Genomic DNA, 16908 nt, shown 5'->3' with positions numbered 1-16908 from the left:
ACTGGCTCAGCTGACCAGTGTAGCCGGCGGCCGCCGATCCGCCGATGGCAGGCCGGAGGGCCTTGCCCGCCCCCGGGCCCAGTCCTTACAATGCCGGGCTCACCTGTCGGGGTGTAGCTCAGCCTGGTAGAGCGCTACGTTCGGGACGTAGAAGTCGCAGGTTCAAATCCTGTCTCCCCGACCAATCGAATCAAGGTGTTAACGGAGAGCCGGCCATGCGCCGGTTTTCTTTTGCCCGCGCGTCGCGCGGGCGGCGGGCCGGGGACTAGCCGAGCGTATCCAGGCGCGCGCGCAGCGAGGCCAGCCGCGGCTCTCCGGCCGCGCCGGGCGATGTCCGCGCCTGCAGGCTGGCTTCCGGATCACGCGCCCGCCAGCGTGCGGGATCGGCCGCCTGCCGATAGGCGTCGCGGAACGGGACGCCCTGCTTCGCCAGCTCCACCGCCAGGTCGGTGGCATACAACGACGGATCGAGTGCCGCGCGCATCGCTTCGGGCTGCCACTGCAGGTCGCGCAGCAGTCCCGGCAGCAACGCCAGCGCCTGCAGGCCCTTGCCGAACCCGTGGAACAGCGCGCCCTTGGACACCTGAAGGTCGCGATGGTATCCGGACGGCAGCGACAGCAGCTGTTCGATCTCGGTGCGCGCCGCGGCGACGCTGGCATAGGTGCCGCGCATCAGCTCGACCACGTCCGGGTTGCGCTTGTTGGGCATGATCGAACTGCCGGTGGTGTACTGCGGCGGCAGGGCGACGAAGCCGAACTCGGCGCTGGTGAACAGGCTCAGGTCCCAGGCCAGCCGGCGCAGGTCGAGCATCGCGCTGCCGAGCGCCTCCAGCGCCGCCAGTTCGAATTTTCCGCGTGACAGTTGCGCGTACGTCGGCGCGACCTGCAGCCGAGCGAAACCGAGCGCGGTGGTGGCATGGTCGCGATCCAGCGCCAGGTTGATGCCGTAGCCGGCGGCGGTGCCGAGCGGATTGGCGTCGATCCATGCGCGGGTCGCCGCGGCGCGCTCGGCGTCGTCGATGAAGGCCTCAGCCCAACCCGCCCACCACATGCCCGCCGAGGACACCACCGCGCGTTGCAGGTGGGTGTAGCCGGGCAGCGGCAGCAGCATCTCGGCTTCGGCACGGTCCAGCGCGATCGCCGCCGCCTCGCGCGCCAGCGCTTGCAACTGCGTGAGCCGGTCCTTCAGCCACAGGCGGTTGGCGACCAGTACCTGGTCGTTGCGGCTGCGCCCGGCATGGATGCGCTTGCCGGCGTCGCCCAGGCGCTCGACCAGGCGCGCCTCGATCGCGGAGTGGCCATCCTCGTGGCGCGCGTCGAGGGCGAAGGCGCCGCTGCGGAAATCGACGGCAAGCGCGTCGAGTTCGCGCAGCAATCCAGCCAGCTCGTCCGCGGACAGCATGCCGATGCGATGCAGCCCTTGCGCGTGCACGCGGCTGGCGGCGATGTCGTGCAGGAAGAACTCGCGATCGAGCACCACGTCGTCGCCGGCGAGGAACGCCTGGATGCGGGCATCGATGGCGATGCCGGGTTTTTGCCAGAGCAGGTCGGACATTGGCTTGATTCCTGTGCTGCGTGTGCTTCGGTCGCTGCGTGTTTTTGTGGGAGCGGCTTCAGCCGCGAGCTCTTGCACTTGGCGATGCGCGCGAAAAGCTCGCGGCTGAAACCGCTCCCACGGAGCCGCGTTTACATGGGGATACCGGTGGATTCGGGGAGGCCGAAGGCCAGGTTGAGGTTCTGCAGTGCCTGCGTCGCCGCGCCCTTGAGCAGGTTGTCCACGGTGGCGACGACCACCAGCCGGTGGCCGTCCGCGGACAGGGTGACGCCGCCGATCTCGACATGCTGCGCGCCGGCGATGCGACTGACCCACGGCGCCTCGCCTGCGAGCACGCGCACCAGCGGTTCGCCGCCATAGCGCTGGCGGTAGCGCGCCAGCACCTCGTCGGCCGCACACGCGCGCGCCAGGTGCAGGTTGGCGGTCAGCATGATGCCGCGGAAATGCGGGGCCACGTGCGGCATGAACTCGACCGCATGGCCGAGGTGGCGCGTGGCTTCGCGTTCGTGGACGTGGCCGGTGAGCGCGTACGGCATCAGGTTGTCGCGCAGCTTTTCCGGGTCGTTGCGGTCCGATGGCGTGGTGCCGGCGCCCGAATGCCCCGACACGCCGAAGCACTGCACCGGGCCGTCGAGCACGTCCAGCATCGGCGCGATCGCCAGCTGCATCGCCGTGGCGTAACAGCCGGGATTGCTGATCCGCCGCTGGCCGCGATACGCGCCGCGGGTCAGTTCGGGCAGGCCGTAGTACCAGCTGTCGTCGAAGCGATAGTCGGCGGACAGGTCGACGATCACCGGTTCCGCACCGGCGGCGTCGAACGCCGCGACGCAGGCAGCCGCCTTGCCGTTGGGCAGCGCCAGCACCACCGCATCGGCGCCGATCCCCGGCAATGCCTCGTGTTCCGGCGCGCTGTAGCGCAGGTCGCCGTGCCAGGCCGGGACGTGGTCGGCGACACGCTGGCCGGCGCGCTCGCGCGAGGTGACGAAGGCCAGCTCGAAGCGCGGGTGCCCCGCCACCAGGCCGATCAGTTCGGCGCCGGTATGCCCGCGCGCGCCGACGATGCCGAGCGTGATCGCGGGCTCAGCCATTGGCGTGGCGCTCCAGCTTCTGCAGCAGGCCGGCCTTCACCGCCGGCCATTCGCTGCCGAGGATCGAGAAGTTGACGGTATCGCGCAGGCTGCCGTCGCGATGGCGCAGGTGATGGCGCAGGATGCCCTCCTGGGTGGCGCCCAGGCGCGCGATCGCGGCGCGCGACGCGGCGTTGCGGGTGCTGGTCTGCAGCCCGACCGAGGCGCAGCCCAGCGCCTCGAACGCGTGCCCGAGCAGCAGCAGCTTGGCCTCCGTGTTCAGGCCGGTGCGCTGCACCGAGCGCGCGTACCAGGTGTAGCCGATCTGCAACCGCGGCGTCTGCGGCAGCAGGTCGTAATAACGGGTGGTGCCAACGATGCGGCCGCCGGCATCGCGCACGGTGAATGCGAGCGCCGCGCCCGCGGCCTGCATCGCCAGCGCGGCCTCGATCCACGCCTCGACCTCGCCCGGCATCGGCACGTTGGTGTACGCCAGTTCCCAGAGGCTGCCGTCCGCGGCCGCGGCGCGCAGGCCGTCGGCATGCGCCGGCTGCAGCGGTTCCAGCGCGACATGGCGGCCGTGCAGGTGCGGCGGCCGCGTCCAGTCGGCGGTGGTGGCCGTGGTGGTCATGCCGGTTCCTCCAGCGTTGGCGGCCGCGTGCGGCAATGCTCGACGCAGCGGGCGATGTCGTCGAGCGCGTCGAAACCGTACCAGAACACCTTCCAGCGCGGCTGCTTGATGCAGCCGTCGCACTCGGCGAAATAGAACGGGTTGACCGGGTTGCCGCGGCGCGAGCGCCAGAACAGGCGTGGCGTGCGTTCGCGCATCTCCTGCCACACGGCGCGCCCCAGGCCCTCGCCCTGGGCGTCGTCCAGCACCGCGAACTTGTCGAGATAGCACGTGCTCGTTCCAGGCCGGCCGCCCTCGTCGGTCAGGATGACCGCGGCGCGATAGTTCTCGCTGACGTAGGCACGATGCAACGCGGTGCGCTCGAAGTAGTCGGCGGCCAGCCGGCGCCCGAACGCGGATTCGATCAGTCCGCGCAGCCGTGGCAGGTCGAGCTCGGCCCACGACGCCGCCTGCAGCACGCGCTCGCCGCGCCGCACCAGCGTGCCCGAACCCTTGTGGGTGAACAGCTCCTTGGCCAGTTCCGCAGGCCTGGTGATCGATACCGACGAGGCCGGCGGCAGGCCATCGAGCAGCTGCTTGACCTGTTCCAGCTTGACCCGCATGCCGCCGTCGATCCACGGCTGCGCCATCAGGTGCGCGTATTCGCTCGACAGGTTGATCGAATCGATCACCCGGCCCTGCGCGTCGAGCAGGCCGCCGCTGCCGGTGAGGAACACGATCTTGTACGGCTGCAGCACCTGCACCAGCGCATTGGCGGCGAAATCGGCATTGATGTTGAGGATCTGGCCGCCGACGGTCTCGCCGAGGCTGGCGATCACCGGGATCGAACCGGCCTGCAGGCTGGCCTGGATCGGCGCGGTGCCCACCCGCTGCACCGCCCCGACCAGGCCGAGGCCGTCGCGGTCGACGTAATCGGCCTCGAACACGCCCGAGACGATCGAAGTCGCGCGCGCGTCCTGGGCCTGCAGCGCTTCGACCAGCTTCAGGTTCTGCGCCTGGAACACGCGCCGCACCACCGCGAGCGCTTCCGGCGAGGTCACGCGCAGGCCATCGACGGTGCGCTTGCCGATGCCGGCGGCGGCCAGCTCCGCGTCGAGTTGCGGTCCAGCGCCGTGGACCACGATCGGGGTCAGGCCGACATCCTGCAGGAACGCCAGCGACGAGGTCAGCGCCTCGAGGTCGTCGCGAAGCACCGCGCCGCCGACCTTGACCACGGCGAAGCGCGCCGCGTCCAGTTGCGAGAAGCGCCGCAGGTACTGCGAGATCTCCTTGGCGCTGCCCATGCTGGAAAGCAGGCGGACGATGGTCTGGCGGGTTTGCGGGTCGTGGACGGGGCTGATCATGGCCAATAGTCTTGTAGGAGCGGCGTCTGTGGGAGCGGCTTTAGCCGCGAGCTTTTTTGGGTGAGGAAAAACTCGCGGCTAAAGCCGCTCCCACAAGGTCAGTGCACGGCTCCAAGGATGCGGACGATGGATTCGGCATACCGCTGCAGTTGCTCCAGCGCCACCCATTCGTCGGCGGCGTGCGCCTGGGCGATGTCGCCGGGGCCGTAGACGATCGCGGTCATGCCGGCGCGGGAGAACAGCGAAGCCTCGGTCCAGAAATCGACTGCGTTGCCGATCGGCAGGCCCAGCTCGTCGGCGAGGTCGCGCGCCAGCAGCCGCTGCTCCTCCGCCGCCGCCACGTCGCCCGCCGGCAACGCCGGGCCACGGAAGGTTTCCCGGTAACTCTCCAGCGCACCGGGCGCGGCGCAGGCGCCCAGGCGCAGGTGCAGCTCGTCGATGTCCTGCGACGGCAGCGGCCGGAAGCCGAAGCGCACCTCGGCAGCGGGCGCGATGACGTTCGCCTTGATCCCGCCTTCCACCCGGCCGATGTTGAATCGCAGCCCGGTGAGGCCGCCGAAGCGCAGGTGCGATTGCGATTCGACCAGCTCCAGCGCATTCGCGCCCCAGCGCATCGCCCGGTGCAGCGCACTGGCATCCAGCGCCTTCGCGCCGGACGCATGCCCCGCCTCGCCCTTGAACTGCAGCAGCACCGAACTGATGCCGCGATGCGCCAGAACCGCTTCGCAACCGGTCGGCTCGGCGACGATCGCTTCCCGGAAGCCGTGGCCACTGCCGAGGAAGGCCTCGATGCAGCGCGCGTCGTTGGCTTCCTCGTCGCTGCCGAACAGGAAGGCCGCATCGCCCGACGTCTCGTTCGCCGCCGCGATCAGGCCCGCGGCCGCGCCCTTGATGTCGCAAGCGCCCAGGCCGATCGCGCGATCGGCGTCGACCCGCAGCCGCAGCGGATCGGCGGACCACCGCGGCGACGACGGCACCGTGTCCAGGTGCACGTTGAACACCCGCGCCGGATGGCCGCGCAGCGCCAGCAGCGACACCGCGCCGTCGCCATGGTCGCTGACGGTGCAGCGGAACCCCGGCAGTTGCGCGCGGATGTAGTCGAAGATGCCGCCCACGCCGATCCGGCGCGGCGGATTGCGGGTATCGAACGACACCAGCGCTTCGAGGTGTTCAAGGACCGCGTCGAGCATTCGGATCGATTCCGGCTGGTTGTGGGAGCGGCTTCAGCCGCGAGCTTTTCCCACATGGACAAGGCAGGAGCTCGCGGCTGAAGCCGCTCCTACAGGTTGTTGATTTTCGCCCACAGCGTGCTGCTCATGCCGAACAGCTTGATGAAGCCCTCGGCCTCCTGCACGCCCCAGTCGGCGCTCTGCGCGTAGGTCGCGCCCGCGGCCGCGAGCAGATGCGGCGAGCGCACCGCGACCGCGTCGACCCGGCCGCCGCGCGTCTCCAGCACGACCTCGCCGCTGACCATGCGCTGCGACGACGCCAGGAACGCCTCCAGGTCGGTCTTCAGCGGATCATGGAAGAAACCCTCGTACACGATCTCCACCCACTTGCGCGCGACCTCCGGCTTGAACCGGTTCTGCTGCTTGGTCAGCACCGCCTCTTCCAGCGCGCGATGCGCGGCCAGCAACGCGGCCAGGCCCGGCGCCTCGTACACGATCCGGCCCTTGAGCCCGATGGTGGTGTCGCCGGTGTACAGGCCGCGGCCGACGCCGTACTGCGCGAACATGGTGTTGAGCTGCGCCAGCAGTTGCGCGCCGGGCAGTTCCTTGCCGTCCAGCGCCACCGCCTCGCCGGCGACGAAACGCAGCGCCACCTGCAGCGGCTCGGCCGGCCATTGCTCGCGCCGCGCGCACCAGCCGCGCGCGCCCTCGCCCGGCGCTTCCCAGCGATCGATCTCGCCGCCGGACATCGTCAGGCCCAGCAGGTTCTCGTTGATGGTGTAGGCCTTCTGCCTGGCCTGCACGCCGAAGCCGCGCTGCTCCAGGTAGGCCTGCTCGTAGGCGCGCGTCTGCGTGTGCTGCTTCTGGATTTCGCGGATCGGCGCGACGATGCGGTAGTCGCCGGACGCCTTCACCGCCAGGTCGAAGCGCACCTGGTCGTTGCCCATGCCGGTGCAACCATGCGCGACGGCGTCGGTGCCCAGGTCGCGCGCGCGTGCCAGCGCCGCATCGACGATCAGGTAGCGATCCGACACCAGCAGCGGGTACTGGCCCTGGTAGCCCTCGCCCGCCCAGACGAACGGCTTGGCGAAGCCGTCCCACAGCGCCTGCCCGCCATCGACGGTGACGTGCGAGGCGACCCCGAGTTCGGCGGCGCGCTGTTCGATCGCCTCGCGCCCGGCCGCATCGACGCCGCCGGTATCGGCGAACACGGTATGCACGCTCCAGCCCTGCTCCTGCAGCCAGGGCACGCAGAAGCTGGTGTCGAGGCCGCCGGAGAACGCGAGCACGATGTCCGTCGAACCGGGGCCCGGGACCGGCAATAGGTGACTCGAGGAGGGGGATTGCGATGACATGGGAGTGATTCCTGGAAACGTGTGATGGAACGCCGCGGGCGCTGGGCCCTATGCGCGCTGCGCGACCAGCCGGGCCATCACCGCCTTCTGCACGTGCAGGCGGTTCTCGGCCTCGTCGATGGCGATGCAGCGCGGCGAATCCATCACCGCGTCGGTGGCCTTGACGTTGCGGCGCAACGGCAGGCAATGCGAGAACACGCCGTCGTTGGTGAGCGCCATCTTCGCCTCGTCGACGATGAAATGCCGGTAACGGTCGCGAATGGGTTTTTCGGCCTCCCAGTTGCCGAAGTACGGCAGCGCGCCCCAGCTCTTGGCATAGACCACGTCGGCGCCGGCGTAGGCGGATTCGATGTCGTGGCTGACCCGCAGCGAGCCGCCGTTCTCGGCCACGTTCTGCGCAGCCCACCCCATGTAGCGCTCGTCGAGCACGTAGTCCGGCGTCGGGCACAGCAGGGTCACGTCCATGCCCATGCGGGTGGCGATGGTCAAGGCCGAATTGGCGACGGCGGTGTTGAGCGGCTTCGGGTGGTACGTCCAGGTCAGCACGTACTTCTTCCCCCGCAGGACCCGTTCCGGATCCGATCCGGGCTCGCTGCCGCCGAAGTGTTCCTGCAGCGCCATCGCGTGCGCCAGTTCCTGGCAGGGGTGGGTGATCGTCTCCATGTTGATCACCGGCACCGTGGCATGGCGCGCGAAACCCCGCAGCACCCGGTCCTCGCGATCCTGCGACCAGTCGACGAACTTCGGGAACGCGCGCACCCCGATCAGGTCGACGTAGCGGCTGAGCACCCGCGCCACTTCGGCGATGTGCTCCTCGGCCTCGCCATCCATCACCGTGCCCAGCTCGAATTCGATCGGCCAGGCGTCCTTGCCCGGTTGCAGCACCACCGCGTGGCCGCCCAGCTGGAACGCACCCAGCTCGAAGCTGGCGCGGGTACGCAGCGAAGCGTTGAAGAACAGCAGCGCGATGGACTTGCCCTTGAGCGCGTCGCCGGCGCGGTGGCGCTTGTAGCGGGCGGCTTCGGCCAGCAGCGCGTCCAGCCCGGCGCGCGAAAGGTCCTGGGTGTTGAGGAAGTGCTGTATGGGGGCGGGCTGCATCGGGGCGGGTTGCATCGGACTGGCTCGTGGTTCGTGGGGCGGAAAAGCGGAAGCGCGAAAGCAAAAAAGCCCAGCGCGGGGCTGGGCTTTTTCTGGATGCGGCGATGCGTCCGGAGTTACCCAGCAGGAGGGAATTCCGGTCGGCGCGCGCGCGAGGTCATGCCCGCCGCCAGGTAGGCGGAAGTCTGGACAACGGCGTCGGCGCGGGTCTGGGTCATCGGGCGCGCATCCTCGCACGCAGCCACCGGGCTTGCAAGGCCGGTGCCGCGCGGGCGGCACACGGAGGGCTCAGCGCCCGCTGTCGGGCACGAACGGGGTCACCGATACCCGCACCCGCAGCCGGTTGCCGGGGTCGTAGGGCAGCCGCGAGCGGTACTTCATGCCCTTGTAGACGTAATCCACGTCATAGGCGATCGGGCGCCGGAATTCGCGCTGGACCGGCACCAGCTCGCAGTCGGCGGGCGCGGGGGCGGCTTCTTCGACGGATTCTCCATCGGCACTGGGCGTGAGCGCATCCTTGACCGCGCCGACGATCCGCGAGAGCCCGCGCGGCGGGTCGTTCGGCGGCACCACCTTGCCGTTGCACTGCTGCTCCATGCGGGTGGCGGTCAGGGTCTGGAACACCGGTTCCACCCGCAGCACCTGGGCATAGCCGGTGCGGATGTTCTGCCTGGGGATCACCGTTTCCTGCGCCAGCGCCGGCGCCGCGGACGCGGCCAGCAGCAACGCCGGCAACAGCAGCCTGCGCATGGCGGGCCATGCTCCCGATCGGGACGTTCGCAGCGCTGGCGGGGATCGGTGGCTCACGGGGCAAGCAGTGTATGCGCTGGGCGGCCGCAGGGTATGAATCGCCGCTGTCATCGGCCGGCTGTCGTCGCCCGCGCGCGACCGCTAGAATTGGCTTCCTTCCCGTTTCCACCCGCGGATGAGCCTGCACCTGCACAACAGCCTGACGCGGCGGCTGGAGCCGTTCGCGCCGCTGGACCCGGCCTGCCCGACCATGTACCTGTGCGGGCCCACGGTCTACAACTACGTGCACATCGGCAACGCGCGCGGGCCGGTCGTGTTCGGCGTGCTGGCCGCGCTGCTGCGGCGGCGTTACGGCAACCTGCGCTACGCCCGCAACATCACCGACGTCGACGACAAGATCAACGCCGCGGCACGCGAGCTCGGGGTCCCGATCGCGACCATCACCGACAGGTACGCCGCCGCCTACCGCGCCGACATGGCCGCGCTGGGCATCGCCGCCCCGGACCTGGAGCCGGCCGCGACCGCGCACATCCCGCAGATCGTGGCGATGATCGAGCGCCTGGTCGCCAGCGGCCACGCCTATGCGGCCGAAGGCCACGTGCTGTTTTCCGTGGGCAGCTTCGCCGGCTACGGCAAGCTTTCGCGCCGCGATCCCGAGGACATGCTCGCCGGCGCGCGCGTGGAAGTGGCCCCGTACAAGCGCGACCCTGGCGATTTCGTGCTGTGGAAACCCTCCGGCGACGACCTGCCCGGCTGGGACTCGCCCTGGGGCCGCGGCCGCCCGGGCTGGCACATCGAATGCTCGGCGATGGCCGCCGACCACCTGGGCCGGACCATCGACATCCACGCCGGCGGCGTCGACCTGCAGTTCCCCCACCACGAGAACGAGATCGCGCAAAGCGAATGCGCGCACGGCGGCGAGGTGTTCGCGCGCTTCTGGCTGCACAACGGCATGCTCAACTTCGGCGGCGCCAAGATGTCGAAGTCGCTGGGCAACATCGAGAAGGTCCACGACCTGCTGCAGGCGCACCCGCCCGAGGCGCTGCGGCTGGCGCTGCTGTCGGCGCACTACCGGCAGCCGCTGGACTGGTCGGATGCGCTGATCGAGCAGTCGGTGCGCACGCTCGACCGCCTGTACGGCACGCTGCGCGACCTGGCCGGCGTGGATGCCGACGCCACGATACCCGCGAGCGTCGAGGCCGCGCTCGACGACGACCTCAACACCCCGAAGGCGCTGTCGCTGCTGGCGCAACTGGCGTCCGAAGCGCGCGCGCTGCGCAGCACCCTGGGCGATGGCGGCGATGATGCCGGCGCCGACGGCGCGCGCGCACGACTGGCGACACTGAAGGGCGAACTGCTGGGCGCGGGGTTGGCGCTCGGGCTGCTGCAGCAGGATCCGGCGGCATGGTTCGCGCGCGGCGCCTCCGGCGACGACGACGCCCGCATCCAGGCGCTGATCGACGAACGCAACGCGGCCAGGCAAGCCCGCGACTTCGCCCGCTCCGATGCCATCCGCGACCAGCTCGCCGCCGAAGGCATCGCGCTGGAAGACACGCCGCAGGGCGTGCGCTGGAAGCGCGCATGACCGGCATGCATGAAATGTAGGAGCGGCTTCAGCCGCGACCCAGGCGGCAGGAAGTCGCGGCTGAAGCCGCTCCTACGAGAAACGGCAACAACGAGGCAGCCTTGAACGACACCCCCTTCCCGCTCGAAGCCACCGCCGCCGAAGCGCAGGCCGCGATCGCCGACGAGTTCGCGTTCTTCGGCGACTGGTCGGAGCGCTACCAGTACCTGATCGACCTCGGCCGCAAGCTGCCGGAATTCCCGGAGGCGTGGAAGACCGACGAGCACCGCCTGCAGGGCTGCCAGTCGATGGTCTGGATCGTGCCTTCGGGCGACGCATCGCGGCTGGACTTCGCCGCGATCAGCGACTCGGCGATCGTCTCGGGCCTGGTGTACCTGGCGCTGCGCGTGTATTCGGGGCGGCCGGCCGCCGAGATCCTCGCCACGCAGCCCGACTACATCGCCGCCATCGGGCTCGCCAGCCACCTCTCGCCGACCCGCAGCAACGGCCTCGCCGCGCTGCTGGCCTTCATCCGCGACCGCGCGCGCGAAGCCGCCGCATGAGCAGCGGCGCCGACGCCGGCACCGCGGCCGCCGCGCCCGCCAGTTCGCCGCTGCACAACCGCGCCTTCCTCGCCCTGCTGCTGTACCGCATCTGCGCCGGCCTGTCGTACCAGATCGTCGCGGTCACGGTCGGCTGGCACATCTACACCATCACCCGCGATCCGTTCGCGCTCGGCCTGGTCGGCCTGGCCGAGATCGTGCCCTACTTCTGCGTCGCGCCGTTTGCCGGCTACCTGGTCGACCACCTGCGCCGGCGCACGCTCGGCGCGCTCGCGGGCCTGGGGCTGATGGTCACCGCGCTGGCGCTGGCGGCGATCGCGCACACCGCGCTCGGCGAGAGCGCCACCTGGCCGATCTACGCGGCGATCGCCCTCACCGGCATGGTCCGCGCGTTCCTGACGCCGGTGTACAACGCGCTGTTCGCGCGGGTGCTGCCGCGCGAACAGTTCGTGCGCGGCGCAAGCTTCGGCAGCGTGGTGTTCCAGGCCAGCCTGGTGATCGGCCCGGCGCTGGGCGGCGTGCTGGTCGGCTGGGCCGGCGTCGCCGAGGCCTATGCGGTCGCCGGCGCGTTCGGCGCGGCCGCCGCGGTCGCGGTGTACCGGCTGCGCGTCACCGAGCCGCCGCTGCTGCTGCAGCGCGCGCCGGTGTTCGCCAGCATCCACGAAGGCCTGCGTTTCGTGTTCGGCAACCAGATCATGCTGGGCGCGATGGCGCTGGACATGTTCTCGGTGCTGCTGGGCGGCGCGGTGTCGATGCTGCCGGCCTTCATCCGCGAGATCCTGCACTGGGGCCCGGAAGGCCTGGGCATCCTGCGCGCGATGCCGGCGGCGGGTTCGATCTGCGTCGCGCTGTGGCTGGCGCGGCATCCGCTGGAAAAGCACGCCGGCCGGGTGCTGATGTTCGCGGTCGCCGGCTTCGGGTTGTGCACGATCGCGTTCGGCCTGTCGCGGCACTTCTGGCTGTCGGCGGCGATCCTGGTGCTGTACGGCATGTGCGACGGGGTGTCGGTGGTGATGCGTTCGACCATCCTGCAGCTGGCCACGCCGGACGACATGCGCGGGCGGGTGTCGTCGATCAACGGCATCTTCATCGGTTCGTCGAACGAACTCGGCGCCTTCTACGACGGCACCATGGCGCGGCTGCTGGGACTGGTGCCGGCGGTGGTGCTGGGCGGCTGCGTGACCCTGGGCGTGGTGGCGATCACCGCCGTGCGCGCACCGCGCCTGCGGCGCCTGGACCTGCGCGAACTGCAGTGACACGGCCCCGTTGCGGGCGAGCGCTTCGTCCGCGCGACTGATCCGGCCAGCATGCGCCAAAGCCGGCCTGCAGGGCGCTTGACACACCCATTTCGTGTGCCCGGCCGGCCCCGGCATAGACTGCGGGCTGTCGCAGGACAACCGCAGGAGTCGCGCCATGGCCCATTCCGACACCCCGCCGCCGGGCCCCGATTTCAGCCAGGGCGTGCCGCTGTCCAGCATTCCCGCCGAGGGCGTGCTCGCCGGCCACGTCGATGGCGAGCCGGTGCTGCTGGCGCGGCTGGACGACGGCATCCACGCCGTCGGCGGCAGCTGCACGCACTACGGCGCGCCGCTGTCCGAAGGCCTGGTGGTCGATGGCGAAGTGCGCTGCCCGTGGCACCACGCCTGCTTCAGCCTGCGCACCGGCGTGGCGTTGCGCGCGCCGGCGTTCGCGCCGCTGGCCACGTGGCGGACCGACATCGTCGGCGACCGCGTGTTCGTGCGCGGCCAGGACGACGCACCACGCCCGGCACCGAAGGTGCCTGAAGATGCGCCGCGACGCATCGTCATCGTCGGCGGTGGCGCCGCCGGCTACGCGGCCGCGATCCGGCTGCGCGAACTCGGCCACGACGGCAGCATCACCCTGCTCAGCGCCGACGCGGCCGCGCCGGTCGACCGCCCCAACCTGTCCAAGGACTACCTCGCCGGAACCGCGCAGGAAGACTGGGTCCCGCTGCAGGGCGACGACTTCTATGCCAAGCACGGCATCGACCTGCACCTGGGCTGCGACGTCGCCGCGATCGACACCGGCGCCCACGAAGTCGTGGCGGCCGGCGGCGAACGCTTCGGCTACGACGCGCTGCTGCTGGCCACCGGCGCCGAACCGCGGACCCTGCCCACGCCCGGCTTCGACCGCCCCAACGTCTTCAGCCTGCGCACGCTGGCCGATGCCCGCGCGATCATCGCCGCCGCCGAGGGCGCGGGCAGCGTCGCCTTCATCGGCGCCGGCTTCATCGGCCTGGAAGCCGCGGCCGCGCTGCGCACGCGCGGGCTCGCCGTGCACGTGGTGGCGCCGGAAGCGATCCCGATGGAACGCGTGCTCGGGCCCGAACTCGGCGCGTTCCTCACCGAGCTGCACCGCGCGCACGGCGTGGCCTTCCACCTGGGCGCCAAGGCCACGGGGTTCGACGGCAAGGCACTTACGCTCGAGGATGGAACCCGCGTGCCCGCCGACCTGCTGGTGGTCGGCGCCGGCGTCACGCCGCGCACCGCGCTCGCCGCCGCGGCCGGGATGGAGGTCGACAACGGCATCCTGGTCGACGCGCAACTGCAGGCGTCGCTCCCCGGCCACTACGCCGCAGGCGACGTCGCCCGTTACCCGCAACGCGACGGCGAACGCGCGCGCGTCGAACACTGGGTGCACGCGCAACGCCAGGGCCAGCTCGCCGCCGCGAACATGCTCGGCGCCGCCGACGCCTTCCTCGACGTGCCGTTCTTCTGGACCCACCAGTACGACCTGGAACTGCGCTTCACCGGCAACGCCCAGGGCTGGGACGACGTGCGGATCGACGGCGACCTCGCAGCACGTGACTTCACCGCGCGCTACCTGCGCGGCGGCAGGCTGGTCGCCGCGGCCTCGGTTGGGCGCGACCTGGAAAACCTCCGGATCGAGGCGCAGCTGCGCGGCTGATCGCGGCGTGCCGGACTGCGCGCGCTGCAGGTCGAACACGCCGGAAGCGAAGCAGCAGCGTTACCGGCTCCGCGACTCCGCCAGCAGGAGCCCACGGGCCGCCAGCACCCTGGCCGCTTCCTTGTCGCTGGCCACGCGATGCTGCAGCGACTGGCAGCGCTCGATCCCCGCCAGGGTGAGGCGCATGCCGTCGTCGTAGCGATCGACCAACCCCGCCTCCACCAGGCGCTGGACCATCCCTCCGGAACGGGGGTCGAGCGCCTGCCCGGTATCGATCCGGACCAGGCATTCGAGCAGGTCGATTTCCGGCTGGCCGATGTTGCCGACGTGCATGGAATAGCGTGCTTGCTCTCCCATCCCTCCGCTCCAGGGGCATGGACCGGAGCGGGAATCTAGCGCCAACGGCGTGAAGACGCCAAGCATCCGCGGCGGCTTTCGCGCGGCCGCCGGACGTGCATTCAGGATCCGTTTTCCGGCGGCTGGACCGACACGCCCCCGCCCGGCCTCCCGCGCCGAACCCCCCGGTCGGCCGGCCCGGTGGCCGCCTGCTTGACAGCCATTAGTTAGTTGCTTACCTTAGTATTGTCCGGTGCCGGTTCCCGCCCGGACCGTCCATCCCGCGCCCCATCGGAGTTGCCTGCCATGGCCCCATCCGCAGCCACCGACGACGTCTTCCACGCCCTGTCCAACGGCACCCGGCGCGACGTGCTGGCGCGGCTGTCGGCCGGCCCCGCCAGCGTCGGCGAGCTGGCCGCGGGCTTCGACATGAAGCTGCCCTCGTTCGTGCAGCACCTCTCGGTGCTCGAACGCAGCCGGCTGGTGAAATCGAACAAGCGCGGCCGCGTGCGCACCTACGAGCTCGCGCCCGAGCGCCTGCAGGTCGCCGAGGACTGGCTGGCGGCACGACGCAAAACCTGGGAACAACGGCTCGACCAGTTCGACCAGTACGTCCACCAACTCAAGGCGAAGGAATCCGGCACATGAGCAACCCGTTCAAGTTCGACCCCAAACTCGATTTCTCCATCGAACGCGTCATCGACGCACCCGTGCGCCTGGCCTGGGAAGCACTCACCCGGCCCGAGCACCTCAAGCAGTGGTACATGCCCAGGCAATGGGGCCGCGTGACCAACGCCGAGCTGGACCTGCGGCCCGGCGGCATCGTCAGCATCGACATCGCCACCGCGGACGGCAAGTCGTTCCCCAACGTCGGCTGCATCCTGGAAGCGATCCCGATGCAGCGCCTGGTCTGGACCTCGATGCTGTTCCCCGGCTACCGCCCCGCCGTCTTCGACGACGTCCCGATCACCGCGATCATGGCGATGGAGAGCCAGGGCGACGGCACGCGCTACGTGTTCACCGCGCTGCACCGCGACGCGGCGGACTTCGAGAAGGACATGGCGTCCGGCTGGGCGGAAGGCACGACGATCGCCGTCGACCAGTTCGTCGAGCATGTGCTGGCGATGAAGTAGCCGCGCCGGCCGCGGCGGGCGCCAGCAGGACGGCACCGCCCGCCAGGACACACCGGCTTCGCGGGAAGGCATCGAAGCCCCGCGACCGGGCCGGGGCCCAAGGCCGCAGCGCGGCCCGGCCTCATTGCTTCATGAAGGTCGGCGGACACCGGGCGCCGATGCCCACGGCGTGCTGCAGGCCAGAAACCCGAAGTGCGCCGAGTCCAGAAGCGGCTTCGGCCGGGATCACGTGTCAGCCGCGCGCACGCCGATAGTGCATGGCGACCGCGCCATCGCGCAGCGCGGTCGCCGAGATCAACTCGAGCCGTCGCGTGCCGGGCAGCCCACCCTGGTACAGGGTCGGGCCGTGACCGGCGATCCTGGGGTGGACGAGGAACCTGTACTCGTCGATCAGGTCAAGCCGGTCCAGCGCGTTCGCGAGCTTGCCACTGCCCAGGAGGACGCCGGATGGCGTTGCGTCCTTGAGCTTCTGCACGCCCGTGCGCAGGTCACCGGCGATGTGCTGGCTGTTGGCCCAAGGGAAGTCGGTCCGCGTAGAGGACACCACGTACTTCGGCTTGGCCTCCAGCTTGACCGCCCACTCGCGCATGGCCGCCGGTACCTCCGTGTCGCCGCGGGCAACCGCTGGCCAGTAGGCCTCCATCAGCTCATAGGTGACGCGGCCCCACAGCATCGCCCCGCTCGCGTCCATGAGCCCGGTGAAGAAGGCGTGCGTCTCGTCGTCGACGATGCCTTCCCGGTGGTCGACGCAGCCGTCCAGGGTGAGGTTGATGCTGAAGGTCAGAAGGCCCATGGGGACAAGCTCAAGACAGGTTTGGCGGCGTCATCAAATGAACGATTGGATTTCAATAGCCGGCAGCTGGAAGCCTTATGCCGTAGCTTTACCATCCAGCACGTACCAGCAATTCCTTGTTAGCGCCGATTGCTTATCAATGTGCGCATCTGTGAGCGGCACAGCCAGACGAAATGTCAGGCGGCACCTGACAGTGGTTGGTAGAACTGGAGTGAGTTTTGCCCAGGATCACGCAGGTGGAACTCACGCGTACCCCAAGGCGTCTCTGCGGGAGACGACCACGGGCTGCCCTGGCCAGTCGTTGCGTTGATGCTGCCGCCTGCGAGGAACTCCTGATAGATCGCATCCACGTCCGTAACGCGGAATCGATACGCAGGACGATCAGTTGGATACGCCCACTGCGTCGCGTCTGCCCACTGAATGTGCAGCTCAACGCCGTCACGGACGATGCCCGCGTATCGCGGTGCCTCCGGTCGGTCTGCAAATGCCAGCGAGAATCCAAGCGTGCGATAGAACTGCACAGACTCCGCCACATCCTTGGCCATGAGTACAGGATGGGCGGCCAACAAGCTTGCTTTCATGGGCGCTCCTAGATGCACCAAGTGCCGCCTAACACCTGAATC

Annotated in this window: 17 protein-coding genes and 1 tRNA gene; 7 read left to right on the top strand and 11 right to left on the bottom strand. The window is 70.0% G+C overall.

The window, feature by feature from the left end:
• The first annotated feature begins 107 nt into the window (after window positions 1-107).
• Window positions 108-184: transfer RNA gene (locus tag MQC88_RS00585), tRNA-Pro, on the top strand.
• 81 nt (window positions 185-265) lie between these two features.
• Here MQC88_RS00585 and argH read toward each other — a convergent pair.
• From argH to MQC88_RS00545, 8 genes are all read right to left on the bottom strand, one after another.
• On the bottom strand, window positions 266-1555 hold the full coding sequence (argH, locus tag MQC88_RS00580) for an argininosuccinate lyase (protein WP_243318219.1): 1290 nt from the start codon (window positions 1553-1555) through the stop codon (window positions 266-268).
• A gap of 131 nt (window positions 1556-1686) precedes the next feature.
• Window positions 1687-2643, bottom strand: a complete 957-nt coding sequence (argC, locus tag MQC88_RS00575; RefSeq protein ID WP_243318217.1) for an N-acetyl-gamma-glutamyl-phosphate reductase — start codon at window positions 2641-2643, stop codon at window positions 1687-1689.
• Entirely contained in the window at window positions 2636-3253 is a 618-nt protein-coding gene (locus MQC88_RS00570) for a GNAT family N-acetyltransferase (RefSeq protein ID WP_243318214.1), read from the bottom strand. Before MQC88_RS00570 ends, argC begins: the two co-directional genes overlap by 8 nt.
• A complete protein-coding gene (locus tag MQC88_RS00565; protein ID WP_243318213.1) occupies window positions 3250-4596 on the bottom strand; it encodes an acetylglutamate kinase in 1347 nt (448 codons plus the stop codon). Before MQC88_RS00565 ends, MQC88_RS00570 begins: the two co-directional genes overlap by 4 nt.
• Before the next feature lie 98 nt (window positions 4597-4694).
• Window positions 4695-5786: an acetylornithine deacetylase gene (locus MQC88_RS00560; protein WP_243318212.1), complete on the bottom strand. Its 1092-nt coding sequence runs from the start codon at window positions 5784-5786 to the stop codon at window positions 4695-4697.
• An 89-nt stretch (window positions 5787-5875) separates the two neighbouring features.
• Window positions 5876-7120: an argininosuccinate synthase gene (locus tag MQC88_RS00555; protein WP_243318210.1), complete on the bottom strand. Its 1245-nt coding sequence runs from the start codon at window positions 7118-7120 to the stop codon at window positions 5876-5878.
• A gap of 48 nt (window positions 7121-7168) precedes the next feature.
• Complete coding sequence (locus MQC88_RS00550) at window positions 7169-8218, bottom strand: N-acetylornithine carbamoyltransferase (protein WP_243318208.1); 1050 nt, start codon at window positions 8216-8218, stop codon at window positions 7169-7171.
• 288 nt (window positions 8219-8506) lie between these two features.
• On the bottom strand, window positions 8507-8968 hold the full coding sequence (locus MQC88_RS00545) for a hypothetical protein (RefSeq protein WP_243318207.1): 462 nt from the start codon (window positions 8966-8968) through the stop codon (window positions 8507-8509).
• Window positions 8969-9143: 175 nt separating this feature from the next.
• On the opposite strand from MQC88_RS00545, the gene cysS reads away from it, so the two are divergent.
• The 4 genes from cysS to MQC88_RS00525 all read left to right on the top strand — a co-directional run bounded on the left by cysS (window position 9144) and on the right by MQC88_RS00525 (window position 14023).
• Window positions 9144-10553 carry a cysteine--tRNA ligase gene (gene cysS, locus MQC88_RS00540; RefSeq protein ID WP_243318205.1) on the top strand — a complete coding sequence of 470 codons (1410 nt, stop codon included), beginning with the start codon at window positions 9144-9146 and terminating at the stop codon, window positions 10551-10553.
• Between the two features lie 101 nt (window positions 10554-10654).
• The gene (locus MQC88_RS00535; protein WP_243318203.1) at window positions 10655-11095 is read left to right on the top strand and encodes a SufE family protein; all 441 of its coding nucleotides are present in this window, start codon (window positions 10655-10657) and stop codon (window positions 11093-11095) included.
• Window positions 11092-12351 carry an MFS transporter gene (locus tag MQC88_RS00530; protein WP_243318200.1) on the top strand — a complete coding sequence of 420 codons (1260 nt, stop codon included), beginning with the start codon at window positions 11092-11094 and terminating at the stop codon, window positions 12349-12351. The genes MQC88_RS00535 and MQC88_RS00530 overlap by 4 nt, the downstream gene beginning before the upstream one ends.
• 157 nt (window positions 12352-12508) lie before the next feature.
• Window positions 12509-14023 (top strand): FAD-dependent oxidoreductase, encoded by a 1515-nt coding sequence (locus tag MQC88_RS00525; RefSeq protein WP_243318198.1) that lies wholly within the window; start codon window positions 12509-12511, stop codon window positions 14021-14023.
• 60 nt (window positions 14024-14083) lie between these two features.
• On the opposite strand, the gene MQC88_RS00520 is transcribed toward MQC88_RS00525, so the two are convergent.
• A complete protein-coding gene (locus MQC88_RS00520) occupies window positions 14084-14380 on the bottom strand; it encodes a hypothetical protein (protein WP_243318196.1) in 297 nt (98 codons plus the stop codon).
• Window positions 14381-14665: 285 nt separating this feature from the next.
• Here MQC88_RS00520 and MQC88_RS00515 point away from each other — a divergent pair, with 285 nt between their 5' ends.
• Window positions 14666-15007 (top strand): ArsR/SmtB family transcription factor, encoded by a 342-nt coding sequence (locus MQC88_RS00515; protein ID WP_243318195.1) that lies wholly within the window; start codon window positions 14666-14668, stop codon window positions 15005-15007.
• Window positions 15004-15492: an SRPBCC domain-containing protein gene (locus MQC88_RS00510; RefSeq protein ID WP_243318193.1), complete on the top strand. Its 489-nt coding sequence runs from the start codon at window positions 15004-15006 to the stop codon at window positions 15490-15492. The genes MQC88_RS00515 and MQC88_RS00510 overlap by 4 nt, the downstream gene beginning before the upstream one ends.
• 232 nt (window positions 15493-15724) lie before the next feature.
• Here the strand turns inward: MQC88_RS00510 and MQC88_RS00505 are convergent, their stop codons facing one another.
• Window positions 15725-16285, bottom strand: a complete 561-nt coding sequence (locus MQC88_RS00505) for a dihydrofolate reductase family protein (RefSeq protein ID WP_243318191.1) — start codon at window positions 16283-16285, stop codon at window positions 15725-15727.
• A 176-nt stretch (window positions 16286-16461) separates the two neighbouring features.
• The gene (locus tag MQC88_RS00500) at window positions 16462-16866 is read right to left on the bottom strand and encodes a bleomycin resistance protein (RefSeq protein WP_243318189.1); all 405 of its coding nucleotides are present in this window, start codon (window positions 16864-16866) and stop codon (window positions 16462-16464) included.
• Between the last annotated feature and the right edge of the window lie 42 nt (window positions 16867-16908).

It is taken from the genome of Cognatiluteimonas sedimenti, assembly GCF_022808325.1.
GTDB classification, from domain to species: Bacteria; Pseudomonadota; Gammaproteobacteria; order Xanthomonadales; family Xanthomonadaceae; genus Cognatiluteimonas; species Cognatiluteimonas sedimenti.
The sequence above is the reverse complement of the archived record's forward strand: the minus strand, read 5'-3'. Positions and strand labels throughout refer to the sequence as shown.